Source organism: Chelatococcus sp. YT9 (assembly GCF_018398315.1).
In the GTDB taxonomy this organism is placed as follows: domain Bacteria; phylum Pseudomonadota; class Alphaproteobacteria; order Rhizobiales; family Beijerinckiaceae; genus Chelatococcus.
In genome coordinates, this window is the sequence record NZ_JAHBRW010000001.1 from 330,136 (window position 1) to 356,167 (window position 26,032).

20 protein-coding genes and 1 pseudogene are annotated in these 26,032 nt (G+C 62.6%); 7 read left to right on the forward strand and 14 right to left on the reverse strand.

Translation table 11 applies throughout. The features are described 5' to 3' along the window. Positions 1-57: 57 nt before the first annotated feature. The 3 genes and pseudogenes from KIO76_RS01445 to KIO76_RS01455 form a co-directional block, all read right to left on the reverse strand. Positions 58-1,143 (reverse strand): annotated as a pseudogene (locus KIO76_RS01445) (DegT/DnrJ/EryC1/StrS family aminotransferase); the annotation flags it as partial. Beyond that, on the reverse strand, positions 1,140-2,213 hold the full coding sequence (locus KIO76_RS01450; RefSeq protein WP_213321138.1) for a Gfo/Idh/MocA family protein: 1,074 nt from the start codon (positions 2,211-2,213) through the stop codon (positions 1,140-1,142). The pseudogene KIO76_RS01445 and the gene KIO76_RS01450, both read right to left, overlap by 4 nt. Further along, positions 2,210-2,749, reverse strand: coding sequence for an acyltransferase (locus KIO76_RS01455; protein WP_213321139.1), 540 nt, complete (start codon positions 2,747-2,749; stop codon positions 2,210-2,212). Before KIO76_RS01455 ends, KIO76_RS01450 begins: the two co-directional genes overlap by 4 nt. Positions 2,750-3,054: 305 nt before the next feature. Between KIO76_RS01455 and KIO76_RS01460 the strand changes: the two genes are divergently transcribed. The 3 genes from KIO76_RS01460 to KIO76_RS01470 all read left to right on the forward strand — a co-directional run bounded on the left by KIO76_RS01460 (position 3,055) and on the right by KIO76_RS01470 (position 6,964). Further along, on the forward strand, positions 3,055-4,332 hold the full coding sequence (locus KIO76_RS01460) for a glycosyltransferase family 4 protein (RefSeq protein ID WP_213321140.1): 1,278 nt from the start codon (positions 3,055-3,057) through the stop codon (positions 4,330-4,332). A gap of 158 nt (positions 4,333-4,490) precedes the next feature. Beyond that, positions 4,491-5,699: a glycosyltransferase family 4 protein gene (locus KIO76_RS01465; protein WP_213324938.1), complete on the forward strand. Its 1,209-nt coding sequence runs from the start codon at positions 4,491-4,493 to the stop codon at positions 5,697-5,699. Between the two features lie 8 nt (positions 5,700-5,707). Next, positions 5,708-6,964 carry a glycosyltransferase gene (locus KIO76_RS01470; protein ID WP_213321141.1) on the forward strand — a complete coding sequence of 419 codons (1,257 nt, stop codon included), beginning with the start codon at positions 5,708-5,710 and terminating at the stop codon, positions 6,962-6,964. On the opposite strand, the gene KIO76_RS01475 is transcribed toward KIO76_RS01470, so the two are convergent. The 6 genes from KIO76_RS01475 to KIO76_RS01500 all read right to left on the reverse strand — a co-directional run bounded on the left by KIO76_RS01475 (position 6,910) and on the right by KIO76_RS01500 (position 12,842). Further along, a complete protein-coding gene (locus KIO76_RS01475) occupies positions 6,910-8,223 on the reverse strand; it encodes an O-antigen polymerase (RefSeq protein WP_213321142.1) in 1,314 nt (437 codons plus the stop codon). The two genes, KIO76_RS01470 and KIO76_RS01475, sit on opposite strands and share 55 nt — an antisense overlap. A gap of 38 nt (positions 8,224-8,261) precedes the next feature. Then, a complete protein-coding gene (locus tag KIO76_RS01480) occupies positions 8,262-8,897 on the reverse strand; it encodes a YdcF family protein (protein WP_213321143.1) in 636 nt (211 codons plus the stop codon). A gap of 141 nt (positions 8,898-9,038) precedes the next feature. After that, positions 9,039-9,872 carry a glycosyltransferase family 2 protein gene (locus KIO76_RS01485; RefSeq protein WP_213321144.1) on the reverse strand — a complete coding sequence of 278 codons (834 nt, stop codon included), beginning with the start codon at positions 9,870-9,872 and terminating at the stop codon, positions 9,039-9,041. Continuing rightward, the gene (locus tag KIO76_RS01490; RefSeq protein ID WP_213321145.1) at positions 9,869-10,510 is read right to left on the reverse strand and encodes an LbetaH domain-containing protein; all 642 of its coding nucleotides are present in this window, start codon (positions 10,508-10,510) and stop codon (positions 9,869-9,871) included. Before KIO76_RS01490 ends, KIO76_RS01485 begins: the two co-directional genes overlap by 4 nt. Next, positions 10,507-11,712, reverse strand: a complete 1,206-nt coding sequence (locus KIO76_RS01495) for a glycosyltransferase family 4 protein (protein ID WP_213321146.1) — start codon at positions 11,710-11,712, stop codon at positions 10,507-10,509. The genes KIO76_RS01490 and KIO76_RS01495 overlap by 4 nt, the downstream gene beginning before the upstream one ends. Further along, positions 11,709-12,842, reverse strand: coding sequence for an MraY family glycosyltransferase (locus KIO76_RS01500; protein WP_213321147.1), 1,134 nt, complete (start codon positions 12,840-12,842; stop codon positions 11,709-11,711). The genes KIO76_RS01495 and KIO76_RS01500 overlap by 4 nt, the downstream gene beginning before the upstream one ends. 317 nt (positions 12,843-13,159) lie before the next feature. On the opposite strand from KIO76_RS01500, the gene KIO76_RS01505 reads away from it, so the two are divergent. Together KIO76_RS01505 and KIO76_RS01510 are read left to right on the forward strand one after the other, a co-directional pair. Next, positions 13,160-14,647, forward strand: coding sequence for a lipopolysaccharide biosynthesis protein (locus KIO76_RS01505; protein WP_213321148.1), 1,488 nt, complete (start codon positions 13,160-13,162; stop codon positions 14,645-14,647). Positions 14,648-14,711: 64 nt separating this feature from the next. Continuing rightward, entirely contained in the window at positions 14,712-15,566 is an 855-nt protein-coding gene (locus tag KIO76_RS01510; RefSeq protein ID WP_213321149.1) for a glycosyltransferase, read from the forward strand. Here KIO76_RS01510 and KIO76_RS01515 read toward each other — a convergent pair. Then, on the reverse strand, positions 15,526-16,572 hold the full coding sequence (locus tag KIO76_RS01515; RefSeq protein WP_213321150.1) for a glycosyltransferase family 2 protein: 1,047 nt from the start codon (positions 16,570-16,572) through the stop codon (positions 15,526-15,528). The two genes, KIO76_RS01510 and KIO76_RS01515, sit on opposite strands and share 41 nt — an antisense overlap. Positions 16,573-16,994: 422 nt before the next feature. Between KIO76_RS01515 and KIO76_RS01520 the strand changes: the two genes are divergently transcribed. After that, positions 16,995-17,981: a GDP-L-fucose synthase family protein gene (locus tag KIO76_RS01520; RefSeq protein WP_213324939.1), complete on the forward strand. Its 987-nt coding sequence runs from the start codon at positions 16,995-16,997 to the stop codon at positions 17,979-17,981. 132 nt (positions 17,982-18,113) lie between these two features. Here the strand turns inward: KIO76_RS01520 and KIO76_RS01525 are convergent, their stop codons facing one another. The 4 genes from KIO76_RS01525 to KIO76_RS01540 all read right to left on the reverse strand — a co-directional run bounded on the left by KIO76_RS01525 (position 18,114) and on the right by KIO76_RS01540 (position 23,485). Continuing rightward, a complete protein-coding gene (locus tag KIO76_RS01525; RefSeq protein WP_213321151.1) occupies positions 18,114-19,376 on the reverse strand; it encodes a polysaccharide biosynthesis/export family protein in 1,263 nt (420 codons plus the stop codon). Beyond that, positions 19,373-21,667 carry a GumC family protein gene (locus tag KIO76_RS01530; protein ID WP_213321152.1) on the reverse strand — a complete coding sequence of 765 codons (2,295 nt, stop codon included), beginning with the start codon at positions 21,665-21,667 and terminating at the stop codon, positions 19,373-19,375. Before KIO76_RS01530 ends, KIO76_RS01525 begins: the two co-directional genes overlap by 4 nt. Before the next feature lie 41 nt (positions 21,668-21,708). Further along, the gene (locus KIO76_RS01535; protein ID WP_213321153.1) at positions 21,709-22,332 is read right to left on the reverse strand and encodes a LuxR C-terminal-related transcriptional regulator; all 624 of its coding nucleotides are present in this window, start codon (positions 22,330-22,332) and stop codon (positions 21,709-21,711) included. Positions 22,333-22,993: 661 nt separating this feature from the next. Beyond that, a complete protein-coding gene (locus tag KIO76_RS01540; RefSeq protein WP_213321154.1) occupies positions 22,994-23,485 on the reverse strand; it encodes a helix-turn-helix domain-containing protein in 492 nt (163 codons plus the stop codon). A 1,704-nt stretch (positions 23,486-25,189) separates the two neighbouring features. Between KIO76_RS01540 and KIO76_RS01545 the strand changes: the two genes are divergently transcribed. Continuing rightward, positions 25,190-26,026, forward strand: coding sequence for an aldo/keto reductase (locus KIO76_RS01545; protein WP_213321155.1), 837 nt, complete (start codon positions 25,190-25,192; stop codon positions 26,024-26,026). Positions 26,027-26,032: the final 6 nt, after the last annotated feature.

Sequence of the window (26,032 nt, forward strand, 5' to 3'; positions counted from 1 at the left end):
ATGCTTCTCGCCACCGCATCTGTGGTCCTCTTGCCCTGACCGCCGCAGTGCCGCACAGGCGCGAGCGACCGCCGATACGACATGGTCGATCTGGTCGGGCGTGAGCTCGGGATAGATCGGCAGCGAGAGGGTCTCCCGCGCGACCGCCTCGGCCATTGGGAAATCCCCTTCGCGGTACCCCAGATCGCCATAGGCGGGCTGCAGATGGACAGGGCGGGGATAGTGGATGCCTGTCGCTACACCTTCCTTTTGGAGGGCGGCCGCGAGCGCATCGCGCGTCGCCGAACGGATCGCGAAGACATGATGGACATGATCGAGCCCAGCCTTGGCTGGTAGTGTAACATCCGCGGCAGCGAGCCCCAGCCGATAGGCGTCAGCGACCCGGCGGCGGCCCTCCGTCCAGCCTGGAAGATGGCGGAGCTTCACGTCGAGCAGTGCGGCCTGGATCGCATCGAGACGCAGGTTGTAGCCCTTGCGGATGTGGTTGTACTTGCCCGCTTGCCCCCAGTCGCGCAGGCAACGTGCGGTGTTCGCAAGGTCAGTGCGGTTGGTGACGATGGCGCCGCCTTCGCCGCAGGCACCGAGATTCTTGCCGGGATAGAAGCTGAAGCAGCCAATATCCCCGAAAGCCCCGGCGCGGCGCCCGTCCCGTTCGGCACCATGGGCCTGCGCTGCATCCTCAATGACGACGAGACGATGCCGCCGGGCAATGGCGAGAATGGCATCCATGTCTGCAAGCCGTCCATGCAGGTGCACGGGCATGATGGCACGCGTGCGAGACGTGATCGCGCTCTCGATCTGCGCGGGATCTAGCGTGAGGCTCGCCGGGTCGACATCGACGAGCACGGGCCGTGCGCCGCAATATTGGATGGCGGCGACCGTCGCGACGAAGGTGAGAGGCGTTGTGATCACCTCGTCACCTGCACCTACACCGGCCGCTTCCAGCGCGAGATGGAGCGCCGCGGTGCCACTGCTGACCCCAACAGCTTCGGAGACGCCGCAATAGGCAGCGAAATTCCGTTCGAACGCTTCAACAGCAGGGCCAAGCACATAGCTGCCGCTTCGCAGCACGGCAACGGCGGCGCTTTCCAGCTCCGCGGCAATTGTTGCGTACTGGGCCTTAAGATCGAGGAGCGGAATCATGACACCCTCCTCAGCGGCACGAGATCGACGGGATGCCCGCGCTGGTTGAGGGATTGGGTCGCATATTCGAGATAGGAGACGATATTGAGCCCGACCGCGCCGCTGGTGAGCGGGACGCGATTGTTGACGACGCAATCAACGAAATGCTCGATCTCGGTGACGAGCGCCTCCTTCACGGAGGTCTGCGGCGCCCACATGTCGCCGATGCGGTAGGACACGCGTGCGTCGTAAACCCGCTGTTGCTCGGCGCTGATATCGACGCCGCGATCATAGACCTTCACCTTCTCGCTCGGCTCCAGGTCGTCATAGACGATCATCCGCTGGCTGCCGCCGATGAGTGTGCGCCGTACCTTGACCGGCGCGAGCCAGTTGACGTTCAGATGGGCGATCGTACCGCGCGAGAAATAAAGCACGATATGTGCCATGTTCTCGCGGTTACCGCGCAGGTGATCAGCGCCGCAAGCCGAGATGGCCACGGGAACGTCATCAAGCAGAAAATCGATGATCGAAAGATCATGAACTGCGAGATCCCAAATCACATTGACGTCTCTCTGGAAGAGACCAAGATTGATGCGGGTCGAATCGTAGTAATACACATCACCGACGATGCCTTGCACCACCAGATCGCGGATCTTCTGGACAGCGCCTGTATAGACGAAGGTGTGATCAACCATCAGCACGAGATTGCGCCGCTCGGCCTCATCGATGAGCGCCGCGCCCTGCGCCGAGCTCTCGGCCATCGGCTTCTCCACCAGCACATGCTTGCCCGCTCGCAAGGCGGCGAGCGCCATCTCATAGTGCTGGCGGACAGGCGTAACGACCGCGACCGCGTCGACCGCCGGGTCGGCGATAACATCGCGCCAGTTCTTCCATAGATTGGCGCCGGGATACATGCGGCCGGCACGGGTGAGCGCCTCATCCGAGGCATCGCCGATGGCGGCAACGTGGCAGCCATCGGTCGCCCCTATGCAGCGCGCGATATTCGGCCCCCAGTACCCATAGCCGATAACACCGATGCCGATACTCCCGCCATGCGCCGGCCCGGTGAAGCGCGGATGATGACCCTTCATGCGTGCCTCCCGGCGGCAAGTGGAGCGTGAATTCCGCGGCGCTCGACATCACTGCCGCCCCTCTCCTTCTCCCGAGCATCCCCGATGACGCGCGCGGGAACCCCCACGACAATCGCATAGTCGGGGACATCGCGGGTCACCACCGCGCCAGCGCCGACGAGAGCGCCCTCCCCGATGGTAACCCCGCAGACGATTGTGGCGTTGGAGCCAATAGATGCGCGCCGGCGCACCAGCGTCCGCACGAGTTCCCAGTCATCCTCAGTTTGAAGGACGCCGGCTTCAGTTGTTGCACGGGGGTAAAGGCCGTTGGTGAACATGACGCCATGGCCAATCATGACTTCATCTTCAATCGTCACCCCCTCGCAGATGAAGGAGTGAGATGAAATCTTGCAGCGAGATCCGATCACACTGCCCTTCTGGATTTCCACGAAGGGACCGATCCGGGTTCCGGGTCCGATATCGCAACCATAGAGATTGACGAGATCCGGCTGGAATATCGTTACACCATCTCCGAGCTCGACATTGACAATAGCCATCAGCCAGTCTCCCCTCGGCGCCGACTTTGCCGCAGCGCCCGGTGACACACGCTAGGCCGAACGTCACCGCGATGGAGCCTCCGAAAGCGGCGGATCCGGCACCGGGGAAAAGCGTTAGAGGCAATGATGGCTATGAGGCTGAACCGCTACCCTTGAGACGTAGTGGGCTGTGGTAGCGCGCTGCACGCCGTACCTCTTTTGCACGCCTTGCCGGCAGGCCTCGCTGCCGTGGACAATCAACGGGACCCGGCCGCGCGCTCATCCGTGCCCAGCTGGCAAGACCCGCGCAGCGCGGAGGTATCGCGATGCAGATCATCCTGGCCAACCGCTATTTCTTCCCCGACGAGTCCGCAACAAGCCGTATCGCAACCAGCCTCGCCCAGGGCCTTGCCGAACGATCCGCCGGGGCCGCTAAGGACTGCGTGCTTGCGGTGGCGAGCCAGCGCGTCCATAACGACGTAAGCCAGACATTGCTCCCGCAGGGGGAGATCGGGCCCGTCCGCATCCATCGTATCGCTACCACGCGCTTTGGCCGCGACAGGCTGATCGGGCGTGTGCTCGACTATGCGACGTTCCATGTGAGCGTGTTTGCCGCCCTCCTGAGACATGTCCAGCGCGGCGATATCGCTATCATATGCACGGACCCGCCGATGCTGTCCGTCACCGCGATGGCGGCGGTGCGCCTGAAGGGCGGGATCATGGTCAACTGGATCCTCGACCTCTTCCCCGAAATTGCCATGGATCTCGGCGTGCTCGGCCGCGAGGGCCTCGCCACGCGCGCCGCGCTATGGCTGCGGGACCTTTCGCTGAAGGCTGCCCATCGCAACGTGGTCCCGATCGAGCGGATGGCCATGCATCTCGCCGATCGCGGCATCCCCCTATCAAGCCTCGCCATCATCCACCATTGGTCCGATGGCGAGGCAATCCGGCCGATCACGCCCGGAGATGGCGCCCTCAGGCAGGAATGGGGCCTCACCGGCAAATGCGTCGTCGGCTATTCCGGCAATCTCGGCCGCGCGCATGAATTCGACACCGTTCTCGCCACCGCGGAACGGCTCAAAGCGCGCGATGATATCGCATTCCTGTTCGTCGGTGGAGGCTACCGGCGTGCTGCCGTAGAGGCGGAGGTCGTCCGCCGGGGTCTGACCAATGTGCTGTTCAAGCCCTTGCAGCCACGTGAGCGGCTCACGGAGTGCCTCGGCTTGCCCGACGTCCATCTCGTCACCCTGCTGCCGTCGATGGAGCCCTATATCGTACCCAGCAAGTTCTACGGCATAGCCGCGGCAGGCAGGCCCACGCTGTTCGTCGGAGATCCCGACGGAGAGATCGCCCGCGTTCTTGCGAGCGCGGACTGCGGTGCTTCGGTCGCCATCGGAGACGTCGATGGGCTCGAGCGCGCCGTGCTCGATCTCGCGCAATCGCCCGAACGCAGGCGGGAATGGGGTGCCAATGCGCGCCGCGCCTATGACGAGCGCTTCAGCGAAGCGCGCGGAATAGCGGAGTGGCGCCATCTCGTGGATGCGCTGGCGCCCGCGCAGACGCACACGGATGCGCCGGCATTGTCACGCGGGTTGCCGACATGAAAGCGTTCTCGGCGCATGTCCTGTCAGCGTCCGGGGAAAGCCACGGAATCGGCGAATGGGCCTCGATGCAGCGTCTGCAGGAGAGCCTCAATGCGGGACGACAGGCCAACCCGCACGAGCGGGTCGGCCCTGTGGCCGTCGTCCAGCTCGGCGCACGCATGCACTACGCCGTGCCGCGCATGCTCGCTGCGCAAGGTGAACTCGAGCGGCTCTATACCGACGTCACCGCGGTTCAGGGTTGGCCGCGCATCGTTGGCCGCCTGCCACGCCGCCTCCTGCCGGGGGCGGTGCGGCGCCTTGCAGGGCGGGTGCCGGACGGTATCGATCCTCACCGGCTGACCACCTTTCCGGGCTTCGGCCTCGCCCTGGCACTCCGGCGCCTTGGCGCGCGAACGCCCGAGCGCGAGACGGCAGCGGCCCTCTGGGGCGGTCGCCTCCTGGCGCGCCGCGTTGTGGCCCATGGCTTCGGCGACGCGGCCGGGCTTTATACGTTCTCCGGCGAAAGTCTCGATGTTCTCAAGGCCGCCCGCGCGGCCGGCCTCTGGACCGCCGTCGAACAGATCATCGCGCCGCGCGGCATCGTGGAGCAGTTGGTCGGCGAAGAAGAAGCGCGCTTTCCAGACTGGCAACGGCCCAGCGCGACGAACCGCTTCGTCCCGCAATTCGCCGTCCAGGAAATCGCGGAATGGCGGGCAGCAGACCTGGTGATCTGCGGCTCTGCCTTCGTGCGCGACGGCGTGATCGCCGCCGGGGGCGACGGTGCACGGACTGTCGTCGTGCCATACGGCGTTGATCAACGCTTTGCCCTGCCGCCGCGCACGCCTCACGGCGGCCCCCTACGCGTGCTGACGGTCGGCGGAATCGGGCTGAGAAAAGGCTCCCCCTATGTGCTCGAAGCCGCAAAGCAGCTCAAAGGACGCATGACATTTCGCATGGTCGGCCCCTGCCCGCTCGCGCCTGCGTCCAGACTGGCGCTCGCCCGCGAGGTCGAATTGGTAGGTGCCGTTCCGCGCGCCGAAATCCAGCGCCACTACGCTTGGGCGGATGTATTCCTACTTCCCTCGATCTGCGAGGGCTCCGCCACGGCTATCTACGAGGCGCTCGCGGCGGGGTTGCCCGTTGTGACAACTCCGAATGCTGGAAGTGTCGTGCGCAACGGGCAGGACGGCTTTGTCGTGCCCATCCGTGACGTCGACGCGATCGTAACCTCGCTGCTAAGCCTCGCCGGCAACCCACGGCTGAGGCAGGAGATGGCCCGCGAGGCGAGCCTTCGGGCCGCCGAGCACGATCTCGCTCATTACGGACAACGCCTTCGATCGGCTCTCTCCCAGGCCCGCGCCCTTCGCGACGCGCCCTCCACATCCTGAGATCGGCCATGACCATGACATCCATCGGCGCGCTGACAGTCGCTCCCCATCGCCGAGCCGGCCCGTGGTCTGGCCCTTCCCCGCTGAAGGTGGGCATGTTGCTCGGCTCCATTGCGCCGACGGCGGGTGGCGTCGCGGCTTGCGTTCAAGCGCTTGGCTTGGCCCTACAAGCCCCAACCGTCTCCCACCGGATCGAGGTCTTCTCCCTCGCCGATCGCGACAGGAGCCATGATCTCAACGGTTGGGGCGCGTTGCCTGTCCAGCTGTCCAAGACGACGGGGCCGCGCGGTTTCGGCTACGCGCCCGGGTTGTCCGCGGCGATGGCCGCCGCTGACCTTGATGTTCTCCATGTCCATGGCTTGTGGATGTACCCCTCTGTCGCTGCGCGCAGGTGGGGGGCCGCGCGGTGCGCGCCCTACATCGTGAGCCCGCATGGCATGCTGGACCCCTGGGCACTCGCCAACAGCGGCTGGAAAAAGGAAATCGCGACGCGTCTTTACGAGCGAGCCCATCTCACCAACGCCGCTTGTATCCACGCGCTCTGCGACGCGGAACTGGAGGCGATCCGTGCCTTTGGCCTGCGTAATCCCGTCTGTGTCATCCGGAATGGCGTCACCGCGCCAACGAGCCGCCCGGCGGAGCGCCCGGCTTGGCGCGCCGCGCTGCCGGCCGATGCACACGTGCTTCTTTTTCTCGGGCGACTGACGCCGAAGAAGGGCTTGACGAACCTCATCCGCGCCTGGAGCGCCTTCAAGGAACGCGCAGGCACGCGCGCCTCGTCCTGGCATCTGGCGCTCGCCGGCTGGGGCGCCGACAGCTATGTCACCGGCCTACGGTCTCTGGCGGCCCATCTCGGTCTCGACGCCAGTGTGCATTTCATCGGGCCGCAGCATGACGCGGCGAAAGAGGCGACTTTCTATGCCTGCGATGCCTTTGTTCTGCCCTCGGTGAGCGAGGGGTTGCCGATGGCGATCCTGGAAGCCTGGCAACACGGCCTGCCGGTGCTCATGACGCCGCAATGCAACCTGCCGGAAGGCGTTTCCCACGGCGCAGCCATCGCGGTGATGCCCGACGTCGACAGCTTGACCGCGAGCCTTGTCGATCTTGCCGCATGGCCGCCGGCGCGGCTCGCGGCCATGGGCGACGCTGGTCGCAAGCTGGCCGTTGAACATTTCAGCTGGCCAGCGGTGGCCAAGGAATTTTCTGCCGTTTATCGGTGGATCTGCACGGATGGCGACAGACCAGACTGCATCGATGTCTGGTGATCGCTCGGCCCAACGGGCCAAACTCCATCCCTCAAGACTTCATCCCACCGCTGCCGCGCATAGAGCAAGGCTGGCAGGAGAAAGATCGCCAGTTGCACCCAGGCGGACAATATCCATTGTGTGAAATGGGAGAACGTGTGCATCGCCGGCACAACCGACAGAAGATAGACGATTTCCGCCCCAGTGCTGCCCCCGATCGCGGCGCGATAGATTGCGCGCATGGCAAAGGCAATCAGGAAGAACTTGAAGGCGCCGAAGTACCAGAAGGATGAAAAGGCGTCCGCCATGCCTGTCTCGGTACTTCCAAGCTGTGGATCATACTCCCGATCATAACGCTGATCCATGTCGATCATCAGCGCGCTCTTCAAGACCGGCCCGACAACCTGGGCGGGAACGAAGGTATAGACCAGCGTGTTCCAGTGAAACGCGCCGTAGTCAAAGTCACCACTGCGATCCGTGGCTGCAATGCGCAGGATCGCGTTGTGCATCTCCGGTCCGCCCTTTTCCAGAATCTGTTCGAAATTCTCGACGATATCGATCTGGGCGAGAGATGTGACACCTGGCAGGCCTTCGCTTCGCGTCAGCTCGCGATAATCATGTGTCGATCCCAGCAGCAGGGTTCCCGCGACCAGCCCCGTCAGCATCAGGAAACGGGGCGCCGCCCAGCCTCGGCGGAACCACAACGCCAATGCGATGAGCATGAGGAACTCCATGGCCTCACCGCGTTTGCCGGTGATGATGATGCGATCGAGATAAAGAAGGCTTCCGCCGAGCACGATGGCCCATGCCAAAGCCGAGGGGCGTCGCGCGAGACAGATGAGGCCCAGCGCCAGGCCATAGGTCAGCATCCGCGAGAAGAACAGATACACGACGGGCAATCCGCTGATCGTCGTGCCGACCGTTACATCGCGCGGGAGGCGGCTTAGCTGAATGTAGAAGGACGCGCCGATCAGGGATAGCACGCCAGCCGCTATCAGCAGACGGCGCTCGTCGAAGGTCCAGTCGAGAAGACGCATGGGCTTTCGGCATGCCCACCAGCCGATCTGACACATGGCAAGACAGAGGCCCGTGAAGGCAATTGCCTTCGCATAGCCGCCGGCCGGCAGAAAGCGGTCTACGGCGAGCCCTGGCAGCTGCGGGAGAATAAAGGCGAAGGTTATCGCCGCCGCCAGGAACGGGAACTCGTAAATCTTGCCCGGCCGCGTCATTGCAGCGGACAGCATGGAAATGGTAATAACCGAGACAATGGCGGTCCACATCCAGTTATCCCATATCCATCCAGCCTCTCTATATGGGATCATGACATCAATTCCCGCGTATTGACTTTTCTCAACCCTGCGACATCAACTCCATAACGCAACATGTACCAAGCGACCTTGACATACTCGAGGAGGATACGGCCGCTGTCAGGATCTTCGACAAGGCGCCAGGATGGCCATTCCGGCTCAACAGGCGACGAGGCAAACGCAATCTGTGGCGCCACCGCCCGAAAGCAGGCGAGTGCGCGCCTGCTGTGAAACCAGCTCGTGACGATCACGGCCCGGCGCACCTTGGCTTGAACCAGCATGGGGACGGAGAAGAGAGCGTTTTCCCAAGTATTGCGGGATTGACATTCCACCTGGATCGCGCTGGCGGGAACACCGCGATCGATCATCATCTGGCGAATGAACCCGCAATCACCATCGCCGGCGATCATTACCTGTGGTGCAACGCCAGCACGGTAGAGCGCTGCTGCACGATAGGCGCGTCGTGGACCGTCCCCGCCCAGCACCACGATGGCATCAACGCGGTCGGCATTCGAACGCACCGTCAGCAATCGCTCAGCCGCGAGCAGTCCGAAAGCCGGCAGCATGATCATCGCGGTCACGACAAGCGCGGCGAGAAGAAGCAGGCCTGCGCCCTGCGACAAGTCTGAACGATACGGCGAGGTCACTCGATCCGTACACGTCGAGCGCGGGCGACTGAGGATCTTGCAGCGCGGAGGCAGCAGATTTCCCCACCTCGAAGCATGCCTCCGGGCTGATCCGGGAAGCGGCAGCACTTCACATTGGCAATTCCTCACATCCGGGATCCTTCATACAGGCAAGTTCTGGCGCCGACGGCGGATCTCTGCGATCTTGATCACAATCATGTATTCATAGGCCACGAGAAGGCGGCAGTAGACATAACCTGCCCATCCATCCAGGAATCCGCGCCTTAGAAAGTACATATAGAGAAATCGTAGCGTCGGTCGGCAGGGCAAACGAAAGGACAGTTCTTTCATCGCACGACGGCGGCGCGGCGCTTCTCTGCTGAAGAGATCACTCATCCTGAAGCTACCTCGTTCAAGGCTTATCAGAGACTCGCGCGCTTCATGCCAGGAGTAGCGATTGTGCTTCTCGTACCAAGCGTTGAGCCCCTTGTTGAAGCTGTAGTGGGTGAAGTGCCCCTGCAGCCGGCCGACCGGCCCATCGACGACGCAGACCGAGTTGATCTCGCGCTCGAAATGCGCCTTCTCCGGCCTGACAAGGCGCATGACCCAGGTCGGATACAGGCTGCTGTGCTTGAGCCACTGACCCATGAAGATGACCTTGAAGCGGACGCGGAAGCCCGCTTCCGGCCGGTTCGGATCCGCGACGACCGCGAGCATCTCGTCGCGCAGCTCGGGCGGGGTGATTTCATCCGCGTCGGGAATGTAAACCCAGCGGTGTTTGAAGGGTATTTCCTTCAATCCGTAAGTATGCTGCGTGTGTTCATTGTCGTAGACACGCTGATAGACGCGCGCACCTGCCGCCTTCGCGATCTCGACGGTGCGATCGGTACTGAAGGAATCGAGTACCACGATGTCATCACTCCATGCGACCGAGGCAAGACATGACGGCAGGATGTTTTCCTCGTTCAAGGTCAGGATGAGAACGGAAATGCTCATGTCGCTTGTCCCTTGCGCTGGGCGTGCCACCCTGCCGCGTCGGCGGCTGCGACGGCGGGCCGGCGCATGCGGATGGCCCGCGCCGGATTGCCGGCCACCACGGTCCATGGAGGCACCGGGCGGAAGGCCGAAGCGCGCGCTCCCACCACCGCGCCCTCCCCGATCGTGACGCCCGGGCCCACGAAAGCATCCGCCGCGATCCAGGCGTGGGCCCCGATGACGATGGGCGCCGTCACGAGCGGCATGTCTGGCGCATCGATGTCGTGACTTGCCGCGCACAGGAAGCTGTACTGGCTCACGGTGGCATAGTCGCCGACGACGATGAGATCGACCGCATAGCAGTCGACACGATGGCTGAGGCTGGCGCAGGTACCCATGGTCAGGTTCCAGGGCGCCCAGATGCGCGCGGAGGCATGGATCACGGCCCCTGGGCCGATTTCGGCGCCGAACAACCGTAACAGCATCCGCCGCCAGGCATGAAAGGGCTTGGGGCTTGGCCGGAACAGCAAGGCCCATACACAGCCCCAGGCCACCCGGGCGATCTTGTTGGCGCGACTGTGCGGGCTTGGCCGGTAGGCGCCGATCGTTCCGAGCGGGTGGGAGCCTTCACTTTGAAGGGCGTGCCGCGCGCTGATCATGACACGGCCCTCTCGCGAAGGACGCGGAGGGCATTTTTGATCGGCGCAGGCAGATAGCTGCGCAAGCTGGGCCTTAGACCCCCGGCCATGCGCCAATGATCGAACGACAGCGGCTTGGCGATGGGGGGGCGGTCATGGGCCAGCCGGCGGATCAGTGTGTGATAGCGGGACGCCATCAGATCGGCCCGAAACCGTTCATGCGCCGTCCAACATCCCGCGGCGGCAAGCCGATGCATGAGCGGCCGGTCGCCGTCAAGGCACAGGACCGCCGCAGCAGCGGCGCGCCAGTCCCCCACCGGGAACAGCAAGCCATCGGCACCGTCTGTCACGATGGAATCGGTAACCCCATGGATCCGCGCGATTACGGGGACGCAGCCACGCGCCATGGCTTCGACGGCGGTGATCATGAAGCCCTCGAACCGCGATGGCGCAAGGAAAATGTCGTGGGTCTTCATTAACCCGTCCACCGCGTCGGGCCCGACTTCACCCGTGAACCGGACGCGCTCTCGCAGCGGCGCGCAAAGCGCACGCAGGCGCTCGGCATCGGGGCCGGTGCCGGCGATCGTCAAAGTGATGTCCGGCGGGAGCGCCTCAAGGATCTGCGGCAGCCAGAACACCCCCTTGGCGATATCCTCGATCCGCCCGAGCGACAAAAGCCGCAGCGGCCCATGGGGCACAAACGGCCTTGCAGCAGGCAGATGCTCTGCGAGATCCGTGCCGTTGGAGATGACCATTGTGTGCTTGGCATCGAACCCATAAGACTTCACAAGGTCGTCCCGAATGCGGGGCGATACACCGACCGTTGCATGCACATGATCGCGGATGGCGCGCGCGGCGGCGTAAGTTGCCGGGGTGATGTTATGCACGATCATGATGCGAAGCATCGGGGCCGCGAGGTACCGCACCGCGTTGGTTTGCGCCCTGTCCGCGAGCACACTGACAATCACCCCGTCAAAGCCGCCGGTCTCCAAGGCCGCCACCAGGGCCCGCGCCTGTGCCTGCTCACCATCCGCGGGCATGCCCGTGACGAAGCCATGAGCGAGCTCTGGCGCGAAAGCCCTGTCGCAGATCGCCCGATGTGCCGCCTCGCCCGTACCGATCCAGATGAGCTCGGTGCCGGATGGCGCGAGCTCGTCGCGCAGAAGCCGGTAAACCGTGTAGGTGCCGCCGCGATGCGGGAAGCCGAAATAAGCAAGTTTCATGACAAGCGCTTTCGCACTGGCCGCGATGACATCATCGGATCAGCCGCGGCGGTGGTCGCATCGGCGTTGCGCCGCGCCACGCGATGCTCGTGGTGGCCGACGAAGAACACGTGCAAGCCCACCACCAGGAGGAGCCCGAGAACCATCACATGCGTGGAGATACCGAGCCACACACCCAGCATGCCGATGCCGCCGAGCAGGAATGAGACCATCACAATGGTGGTGGTGGCGGCGCGCGCCGACAGTCCCGTCTCCAGGAGAAGGTGATGGAGATGGCGGCGATCACTCGCCATGGGGCTCTGCCCGACCATGAGGCGCCGAACAATCAGGCTCAACGTATCGATAGCCGGCAAAGCACAGAGCCAGAGCCAAGCCGGCAAAGGCGCCAGGCGCGCCGGGCCCGTGGCAGCATCGATCGTCAGAAATGCGATACTCGCGCCGAGCATGGTCGAGCCGGCGTCGCCCATGAAGACCCGCGCCCGGAGCTGCCAGGGATGACGCAGATTGAACAGCAGAAAGCCTGCGGTTACGCACAAGAGCAGGAGCGGAAGCGTAGGATCGCCTGTATTGGAGAAGTAACCAGCGACTGCTAGCCAGAAGAACGCCGACGCCGCGACGCCGCCGGCGAGCCCGTCCAAGCCGTCGATCATGTTGACCGCGTTGATCACGCCGACCATGAAGATCAGCGTGAACGGCATGGCGAAGATGCCGAGCTCCAGCGCGTTCTCGCCCCCGGTGCCTGCTCCGAACCCGAAGCCGACGACATCGCCAAGGTCTGTGACGACATGGCTGCCTGGCGTCACGATAATGAGCGCCGCTATGATCTGCACCGCGAGGCGAAGCGGCGCGCGCAGATTGAACCGATCATCCATCACGCCGAGGCCGACGAGGATCGCCAGCCCCAGGAGCAGGTTCCAGCGCGTTTCTATGAGACCGTCAACAAGACAGGCCGTGAGAAGCAATGCGAGGAACATCGCGATGCCACCAACGACTGGGACACCGCCCTGGTGCCGCTTGCGGCTGTCTGGCTTGTCGATCAGCCCGAGCGGCCATGCGATGCCCCTGAGCATCAGGATGAGCACGATCGCCAGGAGAAACGCGTTCATGAGATGTGTGGCGTGCAGCGGCATAGCGAACTCCGCAGCCCGATTGTTTCGGGCGTGCCCGTTATATCCAGACGTACCCGGAGGCGACTCGATCGGCGCCGATCTGGCATTCATCCAATGTTAACGAACGCCCGGATCGCGGCGATTCAGGATTTCAGATGACACGCCAAGCCGGCACGGCGGCCGTCGGAGGTAATGCCTCACCAAAGGGCAGCGGCCGTCGTCACTCCCGTCGCTCCCCATCCCTCCTTTTTCGTAGCCTCGGCTCCACCTTCGGATGAGGTCAGCGTGCGGGAGACATGGCGTAGGCTGCGGTACCGCATTCTTACCTCGGGTGGTCGATGACAGGGCTGCGCCGCTCATTCGCGTTCTCGTTCGTCGAGCGCTATGCCACCAGCCTGATCAATCTAGGCATGACGGCAGCGTTGGCCCGACTCGTAAGCCCTGACGAGATCGGCGTTTTCGTCATCGGAGGCACCATCATTCTGCTTGGTGAAATCCTGCGCGATTTCGGAGCGAGCTCCTATCTCATCCAAGCCCAAGGGATCACGACAGAGGGAGTGCGAACGACATTCACCGTGACCTTCGCCCTCTCGGCATTCATCGTCGGGCTTGTCCTGGGAACGGCTGAGCCGATAGCCGCATTCTACGGTGACGCGCGGCTGGCCATCGTGCTGCGGATTGCCACGGCCGGCTTCATGCTGGGCGCATTCATCAACCCTATCCTGTCCCTCCTGCGCCGCGAGATGGCTTTCGACAGGATTGCGCTCATCAACATCATCGGGGGATGCACGAACGGTGCCACCGCCATCGGCCTTGCCATGGCGGGCTTCGGTTACCGCAGCCTCGCCTTGGCCTATGTGGCGTCGACGATCGCGGTTCTGGGGGTGGCGCTGGCGTTCCGCCCTGCAATGACGACGTTTTGGCCCGGCTTTGCCGACTGGCGGAACGTCTTTGCTTTTGGGGGATATGCCAGCGCCACCGCAGTCATCAACAATCTCTACCTGGCGTGGCCGCAATTGGTGCTTGCCCGCATTCTCGGCTTCGACGCTGTGGGCATTTTCAGCCGCGCGACCATGCTGGTGCAGATGCCGGAACGTTCGCTGCTGTCGGCGCTTCAGCCGGTGTTACTGCCGGCCTTTGCCCGCGAAGTCCGGGCGGGAGGCGACCTCTCGGGCGCCTATCTCCACGGCATCTCCCTGGCGACTGCCGTGCAATGGCCTTTCCTAACGAGCCTGGCGATTCTGGCTGAGCCGGTCGTTGCCATCGTGCTCGGCCCTGCGTGGATGGAAGCAGCACCGATCGTCCGGCTGCTGGCGCTCGGTTCCATGTCGTTGTTCGGGGCCTTCCTGACCTATCCCGTTCTGGTTGCCCTCGGACGCATCAAGGACACGCTGACTGCAAGCCTCATCGTGCTGCCGCCGTCGGCGCTCATCGTCACCGTGGCTGCATTTCATAGTCTCGAAGCGGTTGCAGCGAGCCTCTTTGTAACCGCCCCGCTGCAGATGATCGTCAGTTTCATAGTCATCCGCCGACATATGCCCTTTTCCTGGGGTGCGCTCGTTGAGCGGCTCGCGCGGAGCGCCTTCGTGACGGCGGGCGCAAGCGCCGCCCCTCTCGCGCTCTCGATCGTCGGCGGTTTCACGCCGCATCCAGGCGCCCTCGCCTTGGCCGGCGCTGTCGCCGGCAGCGCGATCGGCTGGCTGGCCGCGCTGTCGGCCACGCGGCATCCATTGCTGGAACTGCTGTCCGCACCCAAGAGCATCCTGAACCTGGTACGCACTCGCTTGGAGCGACTTCCCATCAGGCTAAACCAGCTCACGGACTAGAATCCGTTCTGTATTGAAAACGCGAAGCACAAGTTTCGGCGTTCTGTTCCCAAGGAGATGTCATGTGACAGCGCTGGTCGAGCCTTTTCCGACAATAACTATCGATCGGACACGTCAGCTCGCGCATTTCCCCGAAGGGCGATCTATGGCCGAAAGCCTGGAAGGCTATCTCCGAAAGATGGAGGCGACCATCGCAGCCCGGACGGTGGCTGAGATGGTGACAGCCATCGTGCCGGTCTACAATACCGATCCCGCTATGCTGCATGTCGCGCTGGATTCGCTTCTGGCGCAGACATGCCGGCCTGCCTACATCCTCGTCATCGATGACGGGAGCGACCGCTCGGACACGCGCGCCTATCTGACATCGATCGAAGACAGCCTGCTGATCGACGTGCTCTACAACCCGCGCAATCTCTCGCTCGGTCCAACGATGAACCGGGCGCTGGAGGCCTGCCCCACGCCCTTCGCGCTCAAGCTCGACTCCGATGACGTGGCCGATCCGGGCCTCCTGGCGGCGTTCCACGATCACCTCGACGGGCATCCCGTCCCCGACGTACTCGGCTGCCAGTTCACAGCCTTCGGGGAGAGCGACTTCACGACTTCTCACCCTCCAACGGTCACCCGGGCGCATGTCGTGCATTCTCCCGGCTACTGGTTCATGAATCACACGGGCGTGCTTCTGAACCGGAACAGCGTGCGGTCCGTTGGAGGATATCGCGCCATGCGCGGCCTGCCGGAGGACTATGATCTCTGGATCCGCATGATGCGCGCGGGATACAACCGCTTCGTCAACCTCGAGCAAAGCCTTGTCGCGTACCGCGACAGCCCCTCTGCGCTGCATCGCAACTTCCGGCGCGGCATCGGCCGCTTGCGGCTCATTACGGCGAAGGCGAGCGCCCGGCTTTTACCGCCGTTCTGAACGGCAGCGCCCTCGCCCATTCACTCTCGCTGAAAAGTGCCGCCAACCGCCGGCTGGCCTGCGGTGAACGCAGGAGGTGACCCACAGGCGGTGCCACCAACAGTGATGGCCTCAGGCGGCAAGCAAAGCGCACGAGGTCTCGCCCGCTCGCCGGGTTGCCACGCCCGCGCTGCGCCTGGCCCGTCCAGTACGCCTGCTCGGCGAGGTGGCGCAAGGCGAGCGCCCGTAAGCGCGCAGCATCCGGAAGGGAAGCGCCCGGCCCCGCGAAAAAAATCTGGAAAGCGAGCTCTCTTTGCTCGCAGTCGCGCAACAGGACATCATCGGCGTGCAGCGACATGTTTTCGCCATGGACGCCGCGAATGCCCTGAATCGCATGCGTTTCAGCGACATCACCACACATGGCGAACCGCAACCACATTTCCATGTCGCCGGAATGCGTCAGGTCTGCTCGATACCGGCCAACAGTCCTTTGCGCTGCGCTGCGCAGGATCGCCGTGACCGTCACGACAGGGTTGAGCGCGGTCGAGCAAGCTCTCCGGATGAAGCGCTCTCCGGACTCGACGCGCCAGCCCTGGGTCCGGCCTGTTCCCCGGCCCTCAAGCGCCGACCACACCGGCCGATGGTCCGCGCCAGCAGGGAGCTCACACCAGCCTCCGAAGGTCAAAACCACCTTGGGGTTGCTTTCCATGATCGAGATTGCGCGCTTCAGCGCGCCAGGGGCGAGAAGATCATCCGCACTGAGGAGCAGCATATAGGGCGATTCGACCCAATCGATGCCCTCGTTATAGGTGGCGATATGCCCCTGGTTCACCGGATGAATGATGACGGTGACGCGACGGTCGCGCCAAGCGATGGCCTCGGCGATAGCGGCGCTGTCGTCCGGTGAAGCATCGTCAATGATGAGGATACGAATATCGTCCAATCCCTGATCGACAATACTCGCGATGCACCGCTCCAAGAAGTTGCCGTAGCGATAGCAAGGCACGATGATATCGACGATCGCCATGGTCGAGTTCCTCCTCATGCCGCTTTGAGCGGACAATACTGGCGGCGGCCGCGTGCCGCCCCTGCCATCATCAACCGGCCGCCGGTTTCGGCCGAGTTGGTCTTTCGGAGAGCGGATGATCCCGCAGATACCGCCTTTCGGCGGTGACCTGATCCACCGTCCAGCAACGGCTTGCTCCTCACGCACGCCCTTGGCGGGAGGGGTGGCAATTGGCCTGAAGCTTGTTGCCACCTTCGGGCAAGGTGAAGCGAACCATGCCGCGCCGTAAGCTGTGCAAAGATGATTGCGCGAAACACCTGAAGTAGCAGCGCACCATCGCAGCCTGGGTATCATGCCACGGAGGCAGCGCAATGACCGCAGCAGACAGCGGCTTTCCGCATAGAGACACACCAAGTGACGTCATGCATCCCCACGGTGATGCCATGGCGCTATCTGGCCGGCGCATCTTTGTCGCCGGTCACAGGGGAATGGTCGGATCCGCGTTGACGCGGCGTCTCGCCCGTGAGGATTGCAAGCTCCTGACCATCGACCGCACGGACCTTGATCTCACCCGCCAGGCTGATGTGGAAGCATGGATGCTGAAGAGGCGTCCGGACATCGTTCTCGTCGCGGCCGCGCGCGTGGGTGGGATCGTCGCAAATGCGACATTCCCCGCCGAGTTTCTCTACGACAACCTCATGATCGGTGCGAATGTCATATCCGCCGCCCGGCGCGCTGGCGTCACCAAGCTGCTTTATCTTGGTTCGAGCTGCATCTACCCAAAGCTCGCCACGCAGCCGATCGAGGAAGCTGCCCTGCTCACTGGCGCTCTCGAGCCCACCAACGAAGCCTATGCCGTTGCCAAGATCGCTGGCCTGAAGCTCGCCGAGGCCTACGCACGCGAGCACGGCTGCCGCTTCATCACCGCCATGCCGACGAACCTCTATGGCCCGAACGACAATTTCGACCTGACGAGTTCGCATGTCATCCCCGCATTGATGCGCAAGATCCATGAAGCGAAGGAAGCGGGCAAGCGCGTGGTCGACATCTGGGGCTCGGGTACGCCGCGACGCGAATTTCTTCACGTTGATGATCTCGCCGATGCCTGCATCTTCCTGCTGAAGGCCTATGAGGCGCCTGAACCGATCAATGTCGGCTCAGGCATGGAGGTCACCATCCGGCAGCTCGCCGAGGCCATCGCCGAGGTCATCGGCTACGCCGGCGAATTCGCCTTCGATACGTCGAAGCCGGATGGCGCGCCGCGCAAATTGCTCGACACGACACGCCTGAGGGATCTCGGCTGGACGCCACGCATCGGCCTGCGCGCCGGTCTGGCGGACGCCTACGGCCATTGGCGCGCCCGCGAGGAGGCTCTCGCCTTCAGCCTGCCACCACTCTCCGCAGGGGCCGCGCAGGCAGCTGCGCGGTGATCGGTGGACCTCGATCGATCGAATGGGCCTGACCGCACAAGCGGCCAGGCCCATCCTCGTCGCGGGGGCTGCTTGGCCGCCGCCCCCTTCCCCTCATCGGACCCCTGGAATCGTAACCCGGATTGCCTGCGGCTATCGCGCCGCAAGATCTCGCGTCGGGACCTGCGGCAACCGCATGTCTTCCGTGACCCGTCCCGGGCCTGGAACATCGATGCGAAGGATATCGCGCGGCGCGATGGCGTCGAGCTCACCTATCGGCCGCGTGACATAGCGCCCATCCTCCTGGCGCGTCACGCTGTAATTCGCCGTGCGCCTTTCGGCATCCCTCATGCTGCTCGCCTGACCGCGCAATTCACCCAGCGCAGCCACGAGGGAGCCGATCCTCTCGTCACGGCGGGCGGTGCTGACATCGAGCTCCGCGAGCATCGTCGCATTGTCGCGCATCCACTGATCGCGCAATTCTCCGATTTTCTGATCGACTTCAAGCTGGCGCTGATGCGCTCTCGCCAGAAAAGAGCGTAGCTCCAGCGCGTTGCGGCGCGTAGCCGACAGCTCACGCTTCACCGCGAGAAGCCGCGGCTGGACAGCGAGGCCCTTATCGTACAGGCCTTGTTGCGTTCCAACCTCCTGCTCCAGCAAGCGCAATTCCTCATCGTGCAGCTTGATGCCTTCTTCAAGAGACACGATTTCCTGATCATAGCTCGCGCGCTGAGCGGCAAGCGCCTTGTTCTGCTCGGCGAGAATCGAGCGCCTGACACGAAACAGGGACACCTCGTTGTCGAGGACAGCTTGACGTGTGCCGGCCGCAACGAGCTCTCCGCCGGCGATCATCGCCTTGCCGTCGAAGTCCTGCCCGGCGATCTCAGCGCGCACGCGTGTCTTGCGGACCATCTCCGACCAGCGCGCGATTCTCAGATCGACGAGTTCCTGCTCGGTCGAGATAATCTGCAACATCACCGTTTCGCTGCTGGCGACGCGCCGCTCGCCGCCCCCGAGAGCGACGAGTTCCAGCACCGTCATGCCTGGCCTGAACTGATACGGTCCGGGCTTATCGACATTGCCGACCACGAAGACGGGCGCGTATTCGGCGATCTCCACGCTGGGCAGGCCGCTCGCCGGTATGCGCTCCGCGAGTGCCGCCGCAATCTTCCGGCCGATGTCGATCGTCGACAAATCCGCCACTGCCACCTCGCCGACAAGCGGGTAACTGATGGTGCCTGTCGGGCTCACGCGAAAGCGCCCGGATAGTTTGTCCTCCCCATAAACAACCACATTGAGCGTATCGCCCGCACCCGCACGATAGCCCCCATCGTCGGCGGCAAAGGCTGCGAAACCCACCTGCAGGCCGATGCTCGCGATCCCGATCGCCATAAGCCACGTGATCCGCCGGGTCATGATCTGTCGCTCCCAACCTTGACAACAGCCGGGACCACGGCCGCCGCACGGGCGGCCGCGGGAGAAGGCCGTGCCACGAGCCCCGGCTGCAGGCGGCCGTTGCGCGTTCGAAGGCCGGCTCCGCTCTCGCCCCCATCGGCCGCGGCGGTACCGTATTGGGGAAGAAGGCGTGGGTCGACGCCCCCCAGGACAAGGCTCACACGATCAAGCCCGCAAAGACTGAGCTCGCGCAGACCAGCCACCACCTCGCGCATTCCCGTCCTGCCCCAACGGACAATGAAGAGAGTGGCATCCGCGAAACGGCCAACCAAGGCCGCTTCCGCTGAACTGAGAACGGGGGGCGTGTCGATGAGAACGATGTCGTAGCGTTGCCTGAGCTGCGCGATGCAGGCGCCGACTGCCTCCGAGCCAAGCGCCGATTGAGGTAACCCCACGGTAGAGCCGGGCGCTATGAAATGGACGCCCGACTGACGATCGATCTGTGTGCAATCGGCCAGGGTCGTGCCACCGCGCACGAGATCGGCCAGGCCCGGCCCCGGCGTGCCCCGCAGCATGGCAGCGACCGCCGGGCGGTGCCAGTCGGCGTCGATGACGACGACCTGCTCGCCGCCACGGGCGATGGATCGCGCCAGCGATACGCAAGTGGTCGTCTTACCATCGCCGGTCGACGCCGACGTCACCATGATGACCTTCGCGCTCCCTGTCTGCGGGGACAGGCGCAATGTTGCCTGCAACTTGGCGAAGGCCCTGTCATAGGCTGATCCCGGCGGCATGATGGGCGACATCGCCGTTCTCCGGCCCATGGCTGGCACAAGAGGAACTTGCGCGAGCACCTTCGTGTCAGTCGCCTGTTCGAGTGCGACCGCCGTTCGCACGCGATCGTCGAGATGTTCCATCATCATAGCCAGCCCGAGGCCGATACCTAGCCCGCCAACCAATCCGAAAACCAGTACGGGCAAGCGCGCCGTCGATGGCCGCCGTGGCGGCTCAGCGCGGGAGACCAGGCGCGCCTCCGGCGCTGCCAGCCCGTCCTGCTCAAGCGTCTGCTTGTAGCGATTGAGAAAGCTCTCATACACGGTACGATTGGCATCAGCTTCCCGCTCGAGCTGCTTTACATGGATGAGCGCGTCGCTGGACGCCGCGTAGCTCGCCTGCGAAGCCTTGAACTCGGACGCGAGCGCTTCCTCCTTGCGGCGCGCCACATCCACCTCGTTGGCAAGACTGAGCAACACGCGTTCTGTCTCGGTCGCGATCTGCTGCTGAAGGGCGTCGAGCTGCGACTTGAGTGCGGGAATCTGGGCACTCTTCGACGCGCCGGCATTTTCAAGGCTGACCAAGTCGCGGCTGAACTGCGCCTGATCTTTGCGCAACAATTGAATAACCGGCGAATTCAACACCTCCGGGAAGGTCGCCGCACTCGCCCCAGCATCCTCCTGTGCCAGCCGGCGCGCCGTGGCCAAACGGGCCTCGGCGCCCGCGCGGTTGGCACGAGCGATCACGAGCTCGCGGTTGAGGGCGTCGAGGCGCTGGACCTGGAGCGGCGTGCCATTCGCCTCCACAAGCCCAGACTTGCGCCGCACGTCTTCAACCGCCATCTCGGAGCTTTGCAATGTGGACCGCAAGTCATCGAGCTTCTTGCCCAGCCAGGCGCTGGCCTGACGCGTCGCGCCAGCCTGCAGGCCCGTCTGCTGATCGAGATAAGCTTCAGCGAAAGCATTGGCCACTCGGGCCGCGTATATTGGGTCCTTGTCAGTATAGGCGATGAAAATCGTGTAAGAACGGCCGTCGTTGCTGACCCTCAATCCGCTGAGAAGTCTATCGATATCTGCCCTGCGGCTGTTCACAGCCGCTGGTTCCGACTCGCTCGTGCGCGACCAGGATAAGTACCGCCAAGGGCTCAAGGATTGCAAAAGGCCGGCGTCGGCTCCGGCCGACACCTTGGTGTCCGTGCTGGTGCCATCAACGGCGGATCTCGCTTCTCCAAGCTTCTCCAGGGCCTGTTCCGCTAGCGAGCGCGAGCTGATGACATCGAGCTCGGTGCGCAGGACGGGACTGTCCTGCGGCAGGCGCGAGACGACGGCATCCTGAAGAATGACCTGGACCTTGCGGGCCTCGAGCACCAGACTGGCCTCGGCGGTATAGCGGGCAGGCGTCAGGTAGAGAATGACGACAGCGAACGCCAATCCCGCGCCAAGAGCTGAGAAGATGATGAGCCACCACCGTCGGAGAAGACCGCGCCAATCGACTGCGCGATCACCGGGTTCTCGGGACGATGCAGGACTTACGATCATCGCAATCTCCCACTCTATACTTCGGGATGTCACAGCAGGCGTCAGCCATCGTCGCCTTTTAGGAAGAGCTCGTGAGTCAGAACCGCGACCTCGGTCCTGTTCTTGGCCTTCAACTTTCGCATGATGTTGCGGACGTGCACCTTGACCGTGCTTTCCTGCATGTTGAGCTCATAGGCGATACGTTTGTTCGCCTTGCCCTGCCGCAAGGCGCCAACAACAGCCGCCTGGCGCACGGTGAACAGACTATTACCGTTGTTCTTCGCCGTCTGCGCGTGTTCTTCGATGGAACGCCGCGACGAGATAAGACTGCTCGCCGGTACGAACACCCCCCCAGCCTTGACGAGATGCAAAGCCTCGACAGCCACGTCGAGCGACATGCTTGTCGGAATATAACCCCGCGCTCCATGATCCAGAGCATCGAGTATCTGTTCCGCCTCTTCGATATCCGAGAGCAGCACGACGGGCATGTGTTTGCAGCCATCCGGCAGTACACCGATCTCTTCGTCGATCTCCTTAGCCTTCCTGCCCACCGGACAAAGCAAAATAATGGTATTTGGAGCGGGCTGAGGGTCCGCCACCCGCCAATCTTCGACGGACGGGAAGGCGAGCACCGTATCGCCACTAGTGAGCGCCCGGAGACTTTGCAGCAGGCAGTCGCGGATCAATGTCCGCGGCTCTATGATGACAATCGTCGTGGCTGACGGTCGCGCCGATAGCGACGCGGGGAGCATGGCATCCATTGTACTCACTCTATCAAGTGCGGCCGGTGAGAAGTCCCCTCCCAAGGCCCCGGCACCATGCGCCACCGGCGATAAGATCTCAGCTGTCATGATGTATTTCCCCTATGGATGGCGGAAGTATCGGCGCAAATCCTCATTCTGGCCGATACATCCTTATCAACGCACCTCCTTGAGTGTTTTATTCGCGATAGCCGCGTTTTTCGCGGTCTATATTATGCTTTCACTCCAGACGCAGTTGCTAGTTTGCCTTTTCTATTCAGATATTTCTGAAACGGCCGCTATTATTGTCGCGAGAATGCACGGCTTGACAATCACGTACATTTGGCCTCGAACCTCATCTTTCCGAGGCGCTCTCGGCCATTTGCTTCTGGCAGGCGACAGTGAGCAGAAAGCGCTCTCACGATAACGCGGCGCCTTTCAGCGGTTCTTTTGCCGCCTTTGATCGGGGCAGCCTCTCAGTCGCGTTGTCGAGCGCAGGGCTTCCCCGAAAGCCTTATAAGGTCTTTCGGCCCGATGATAGATCGGCGTCGCGGCACATTCCGTGTCGCTCCCGAGTGCCAGCCAGCCCCACGCGCTGGCACCCCGGTCATGGATGAGAAGCAGGCTCCGCGGGCTCTGTTGCCATCGCAGCAGCCGACGGCACATTCACAAGCCCGTCACGTAAGAGAGTCCGCTGTTCCCGCGCGAGGTCACGCCAGGCCCGGCCGACCATTGCGGGCGAAAGGCCCGTTTCCTTCGCGACTGTCCGGACGCTCCAAGAAAGCCGTCCAGGACAATCCTTTGACAACGTCTCGTTGATCAACGCGATCAGCTCGTGACGTGAGAAACGCCTCGGCTTGCCGGAACGGGGGCGGTCGTAAAGCCCGTTGATTCCCTCTAGCTCGTAGCGTCGCGACCACTTCGCGATCGTCTGGCTTGCGACGCCCAACTCTCGCGCCACATCCCGGCGGGGATTGTTCTCGCTATCGAGAACTATTCGCGCCCGCAACACCGTCATCGACGTCGGATCGCCTCGTTCGACGATATCAAGTAGGCGCCGCCTATCTTCCTCAGTCAACGTCAACCGCATTTGCCGCATGTTTACCTCCGGCAAACTTTCGACACGCAAAACAAGCTTGTATTTTTACGAACTTTAGAGACGCAGCCCCTAGACACGCCAACCCCCAACGAAACAGACCCACACATTACCACAACAAACCGTGCAGTAAACTATATATTAGAATGGGCACGAACGCTTGAAATCACCATAACTTGATAAAATCAATACGAGTAAATATTCAGGTTATCCCGCATCTCAGATCGGCGTTGCGCGTATATAGACGAATGACGCGGCCACTCGTGCCAATTTAGAAAGCATCAAAATATGGTTAACGAGAATTCCCTTATAGTTTCCTGATCGTTAAGGACGGCGGGACCTTTCCTCGTTGCCGAACGGACGCCGCGACAGTGCTGCGTTATTTTCTTTCGTGAGCCAGGAGCCTGCGGACTTCATGGGCGGCGACAACACTATCCGATAGTGAAACTCCATTACCAAGACCCCTCAAACAGCCACCTATGACTCTTTTGTAAGAGGATAACACCTAAGTGGTATAGGCTATCCTGTGGGACAGGCCTGCATAGACCTCAGATGGTATCAGCATACAGCGTAATCTAGACAGTATGTGGTGCAGTTTTACCTGGTAATACCCGTACCCCTCACGTCCTGATGCTATACGACTTTAGTAAGCGCTTCCTGACCACTCGGCGTCACCTGAAAGGTTTCCACTTCACCTTCCCCTTCCCCCTTTAGAGTCCGCGCAACCAAGCCGCTCCGCGCCAATCTGCGCAGTGTCGTCGTTACCCAGTTGCCACGAGGCCAAGAGACGCCGATACGACGCCCCAAAACTTCTGCTGTATCCCCATCATGCAAATGTCGGAGCACGGCTATCTCAGCCTTTGTCAAATCTCGCACGCATTGGCCCCCATACAATCGCACCAGGCAACGGTGAGACCGATCGCTCCGCACTCGGTAACTGCGGTGCCGTCCGGGCGCTTCGGAGAGTGGGCTAGCCGCCGCCGACAACAACTCGCAGCTCACCGGCCTACCACCACGCAACCACACGCCCGGCGCCTCCCAACTCGTTGCGAACAATGGAAATGGCGGGCCTCGCGCCTACCATTCCTTGCCTTCAGCAAACAGGCGAAGGCTGTGCCAGAGGGGCAGTGCCGAGATGTAGATCGCACAAACAGCGGTGAGTGAGGCTGGTCAATTGCGCTTGGTCGTCGCGGCCTAGAACGGGGGCCCTATATCTTGTCGGTTGTTCGAAAATGAACCTAAGCTTAACAACGCGCTTGATCGACCGCTTGCTGTAAATACCTGCAAATGGGCGCAAAAACTCCTGCCGCAGGCATAGCGAAAATCAAACAAAGTTGCGCGGGAGAGTATTTGCGCGTATTCAACGCCTTGTTGCCAAGATAAAGACTCGAGGACCTTCTGCCGCCTGATGAAGGTAGAGCCGCAGCGCCTACTCTGTAGGTATCCCCGCCTGAGTAGCGCCTTACCCTACGGGACAGGCTCGCCAATGCGGCGCAATTTTGTTTCACTATGGGACATGCTTCAGAATGAAACAACCATTTTGGCACAACTGCGTCATCAAAACCGCGACTCCAGAGGACTCCAGCATACCGAATAACGTCCCTCCTTACCGGCGTCTCCAATCCTCTGTCGCTTGACAGCTGCATTATGCAATAACCGTGAGCAGGCCATGTGGCATCAAAGGCAAAGTCAAGTCATGGGGATGGTATGCGGCGAATCGGCTTGAGAAACGGCGACCAGGTACCTGTCCTTGGGCAGGGAACTTGGATGATTGGCGAGCGTGGCGGCGATCTTCGCAGGGAAAAGGAAACGCTGATCGCCGGTATCGACCTTGGCCTGACATTGATCGACACGGCGGAGATGTATGGTGACGGGGCGGCGGAGGAACTCGTCGGCGCCGCGATCAAAGGGCGGCGGCAAGACGTTTTCCTTGTCAGCAAGGTCTTGCCGAGCAACGCCTCGCGAGCAGGTACCCTCGCTGCCTGTGAGGCAAGTCTGAGGCGGCTCGGCACGGACGTGATCGATCTGTACCTCTTGCATTGGCGCGGCGGCGTTCCACTGACAGAGACCGTCGCCGCCTTCGAGGATTTGAAGGCCGCGGGCAAGATCCGGCATTGGGGCGTGTCGAATTTCGATACCAACGACATGGAGGAGTTGCTGGAGATCGCACCCGCCGGCGCCTGCGCCGTCAATCAGGTGCTCTACAATCCGGACTATCGCGGTATCGAATACGATCTCCTCCCATGGCAAATGACGCACGGCATTCCCCTCATGGCCTATTCGCCCCTAGGCCAGGGTGGTGAACTGCTCCAATCAAGACCTCTCATCGACATCGCGACCCGCCACCGCGCGACACCCGCGCAGGTGACGCTGGCGTGGGCGCTGCGACAGCCGGAGTTGATCGCGATTCCCAAGGCAGGCCGCAAGGCCCACGTAGAGGCCAACGCGCGGGCCGCAGAACTCCAGCTGACGCCGGAGGATCTCGCTGCGATCGATGCCGCTTTTCCGCCGCCGCGCCGCAAGCGTCCATTGGCGATGATCTAAGCGATC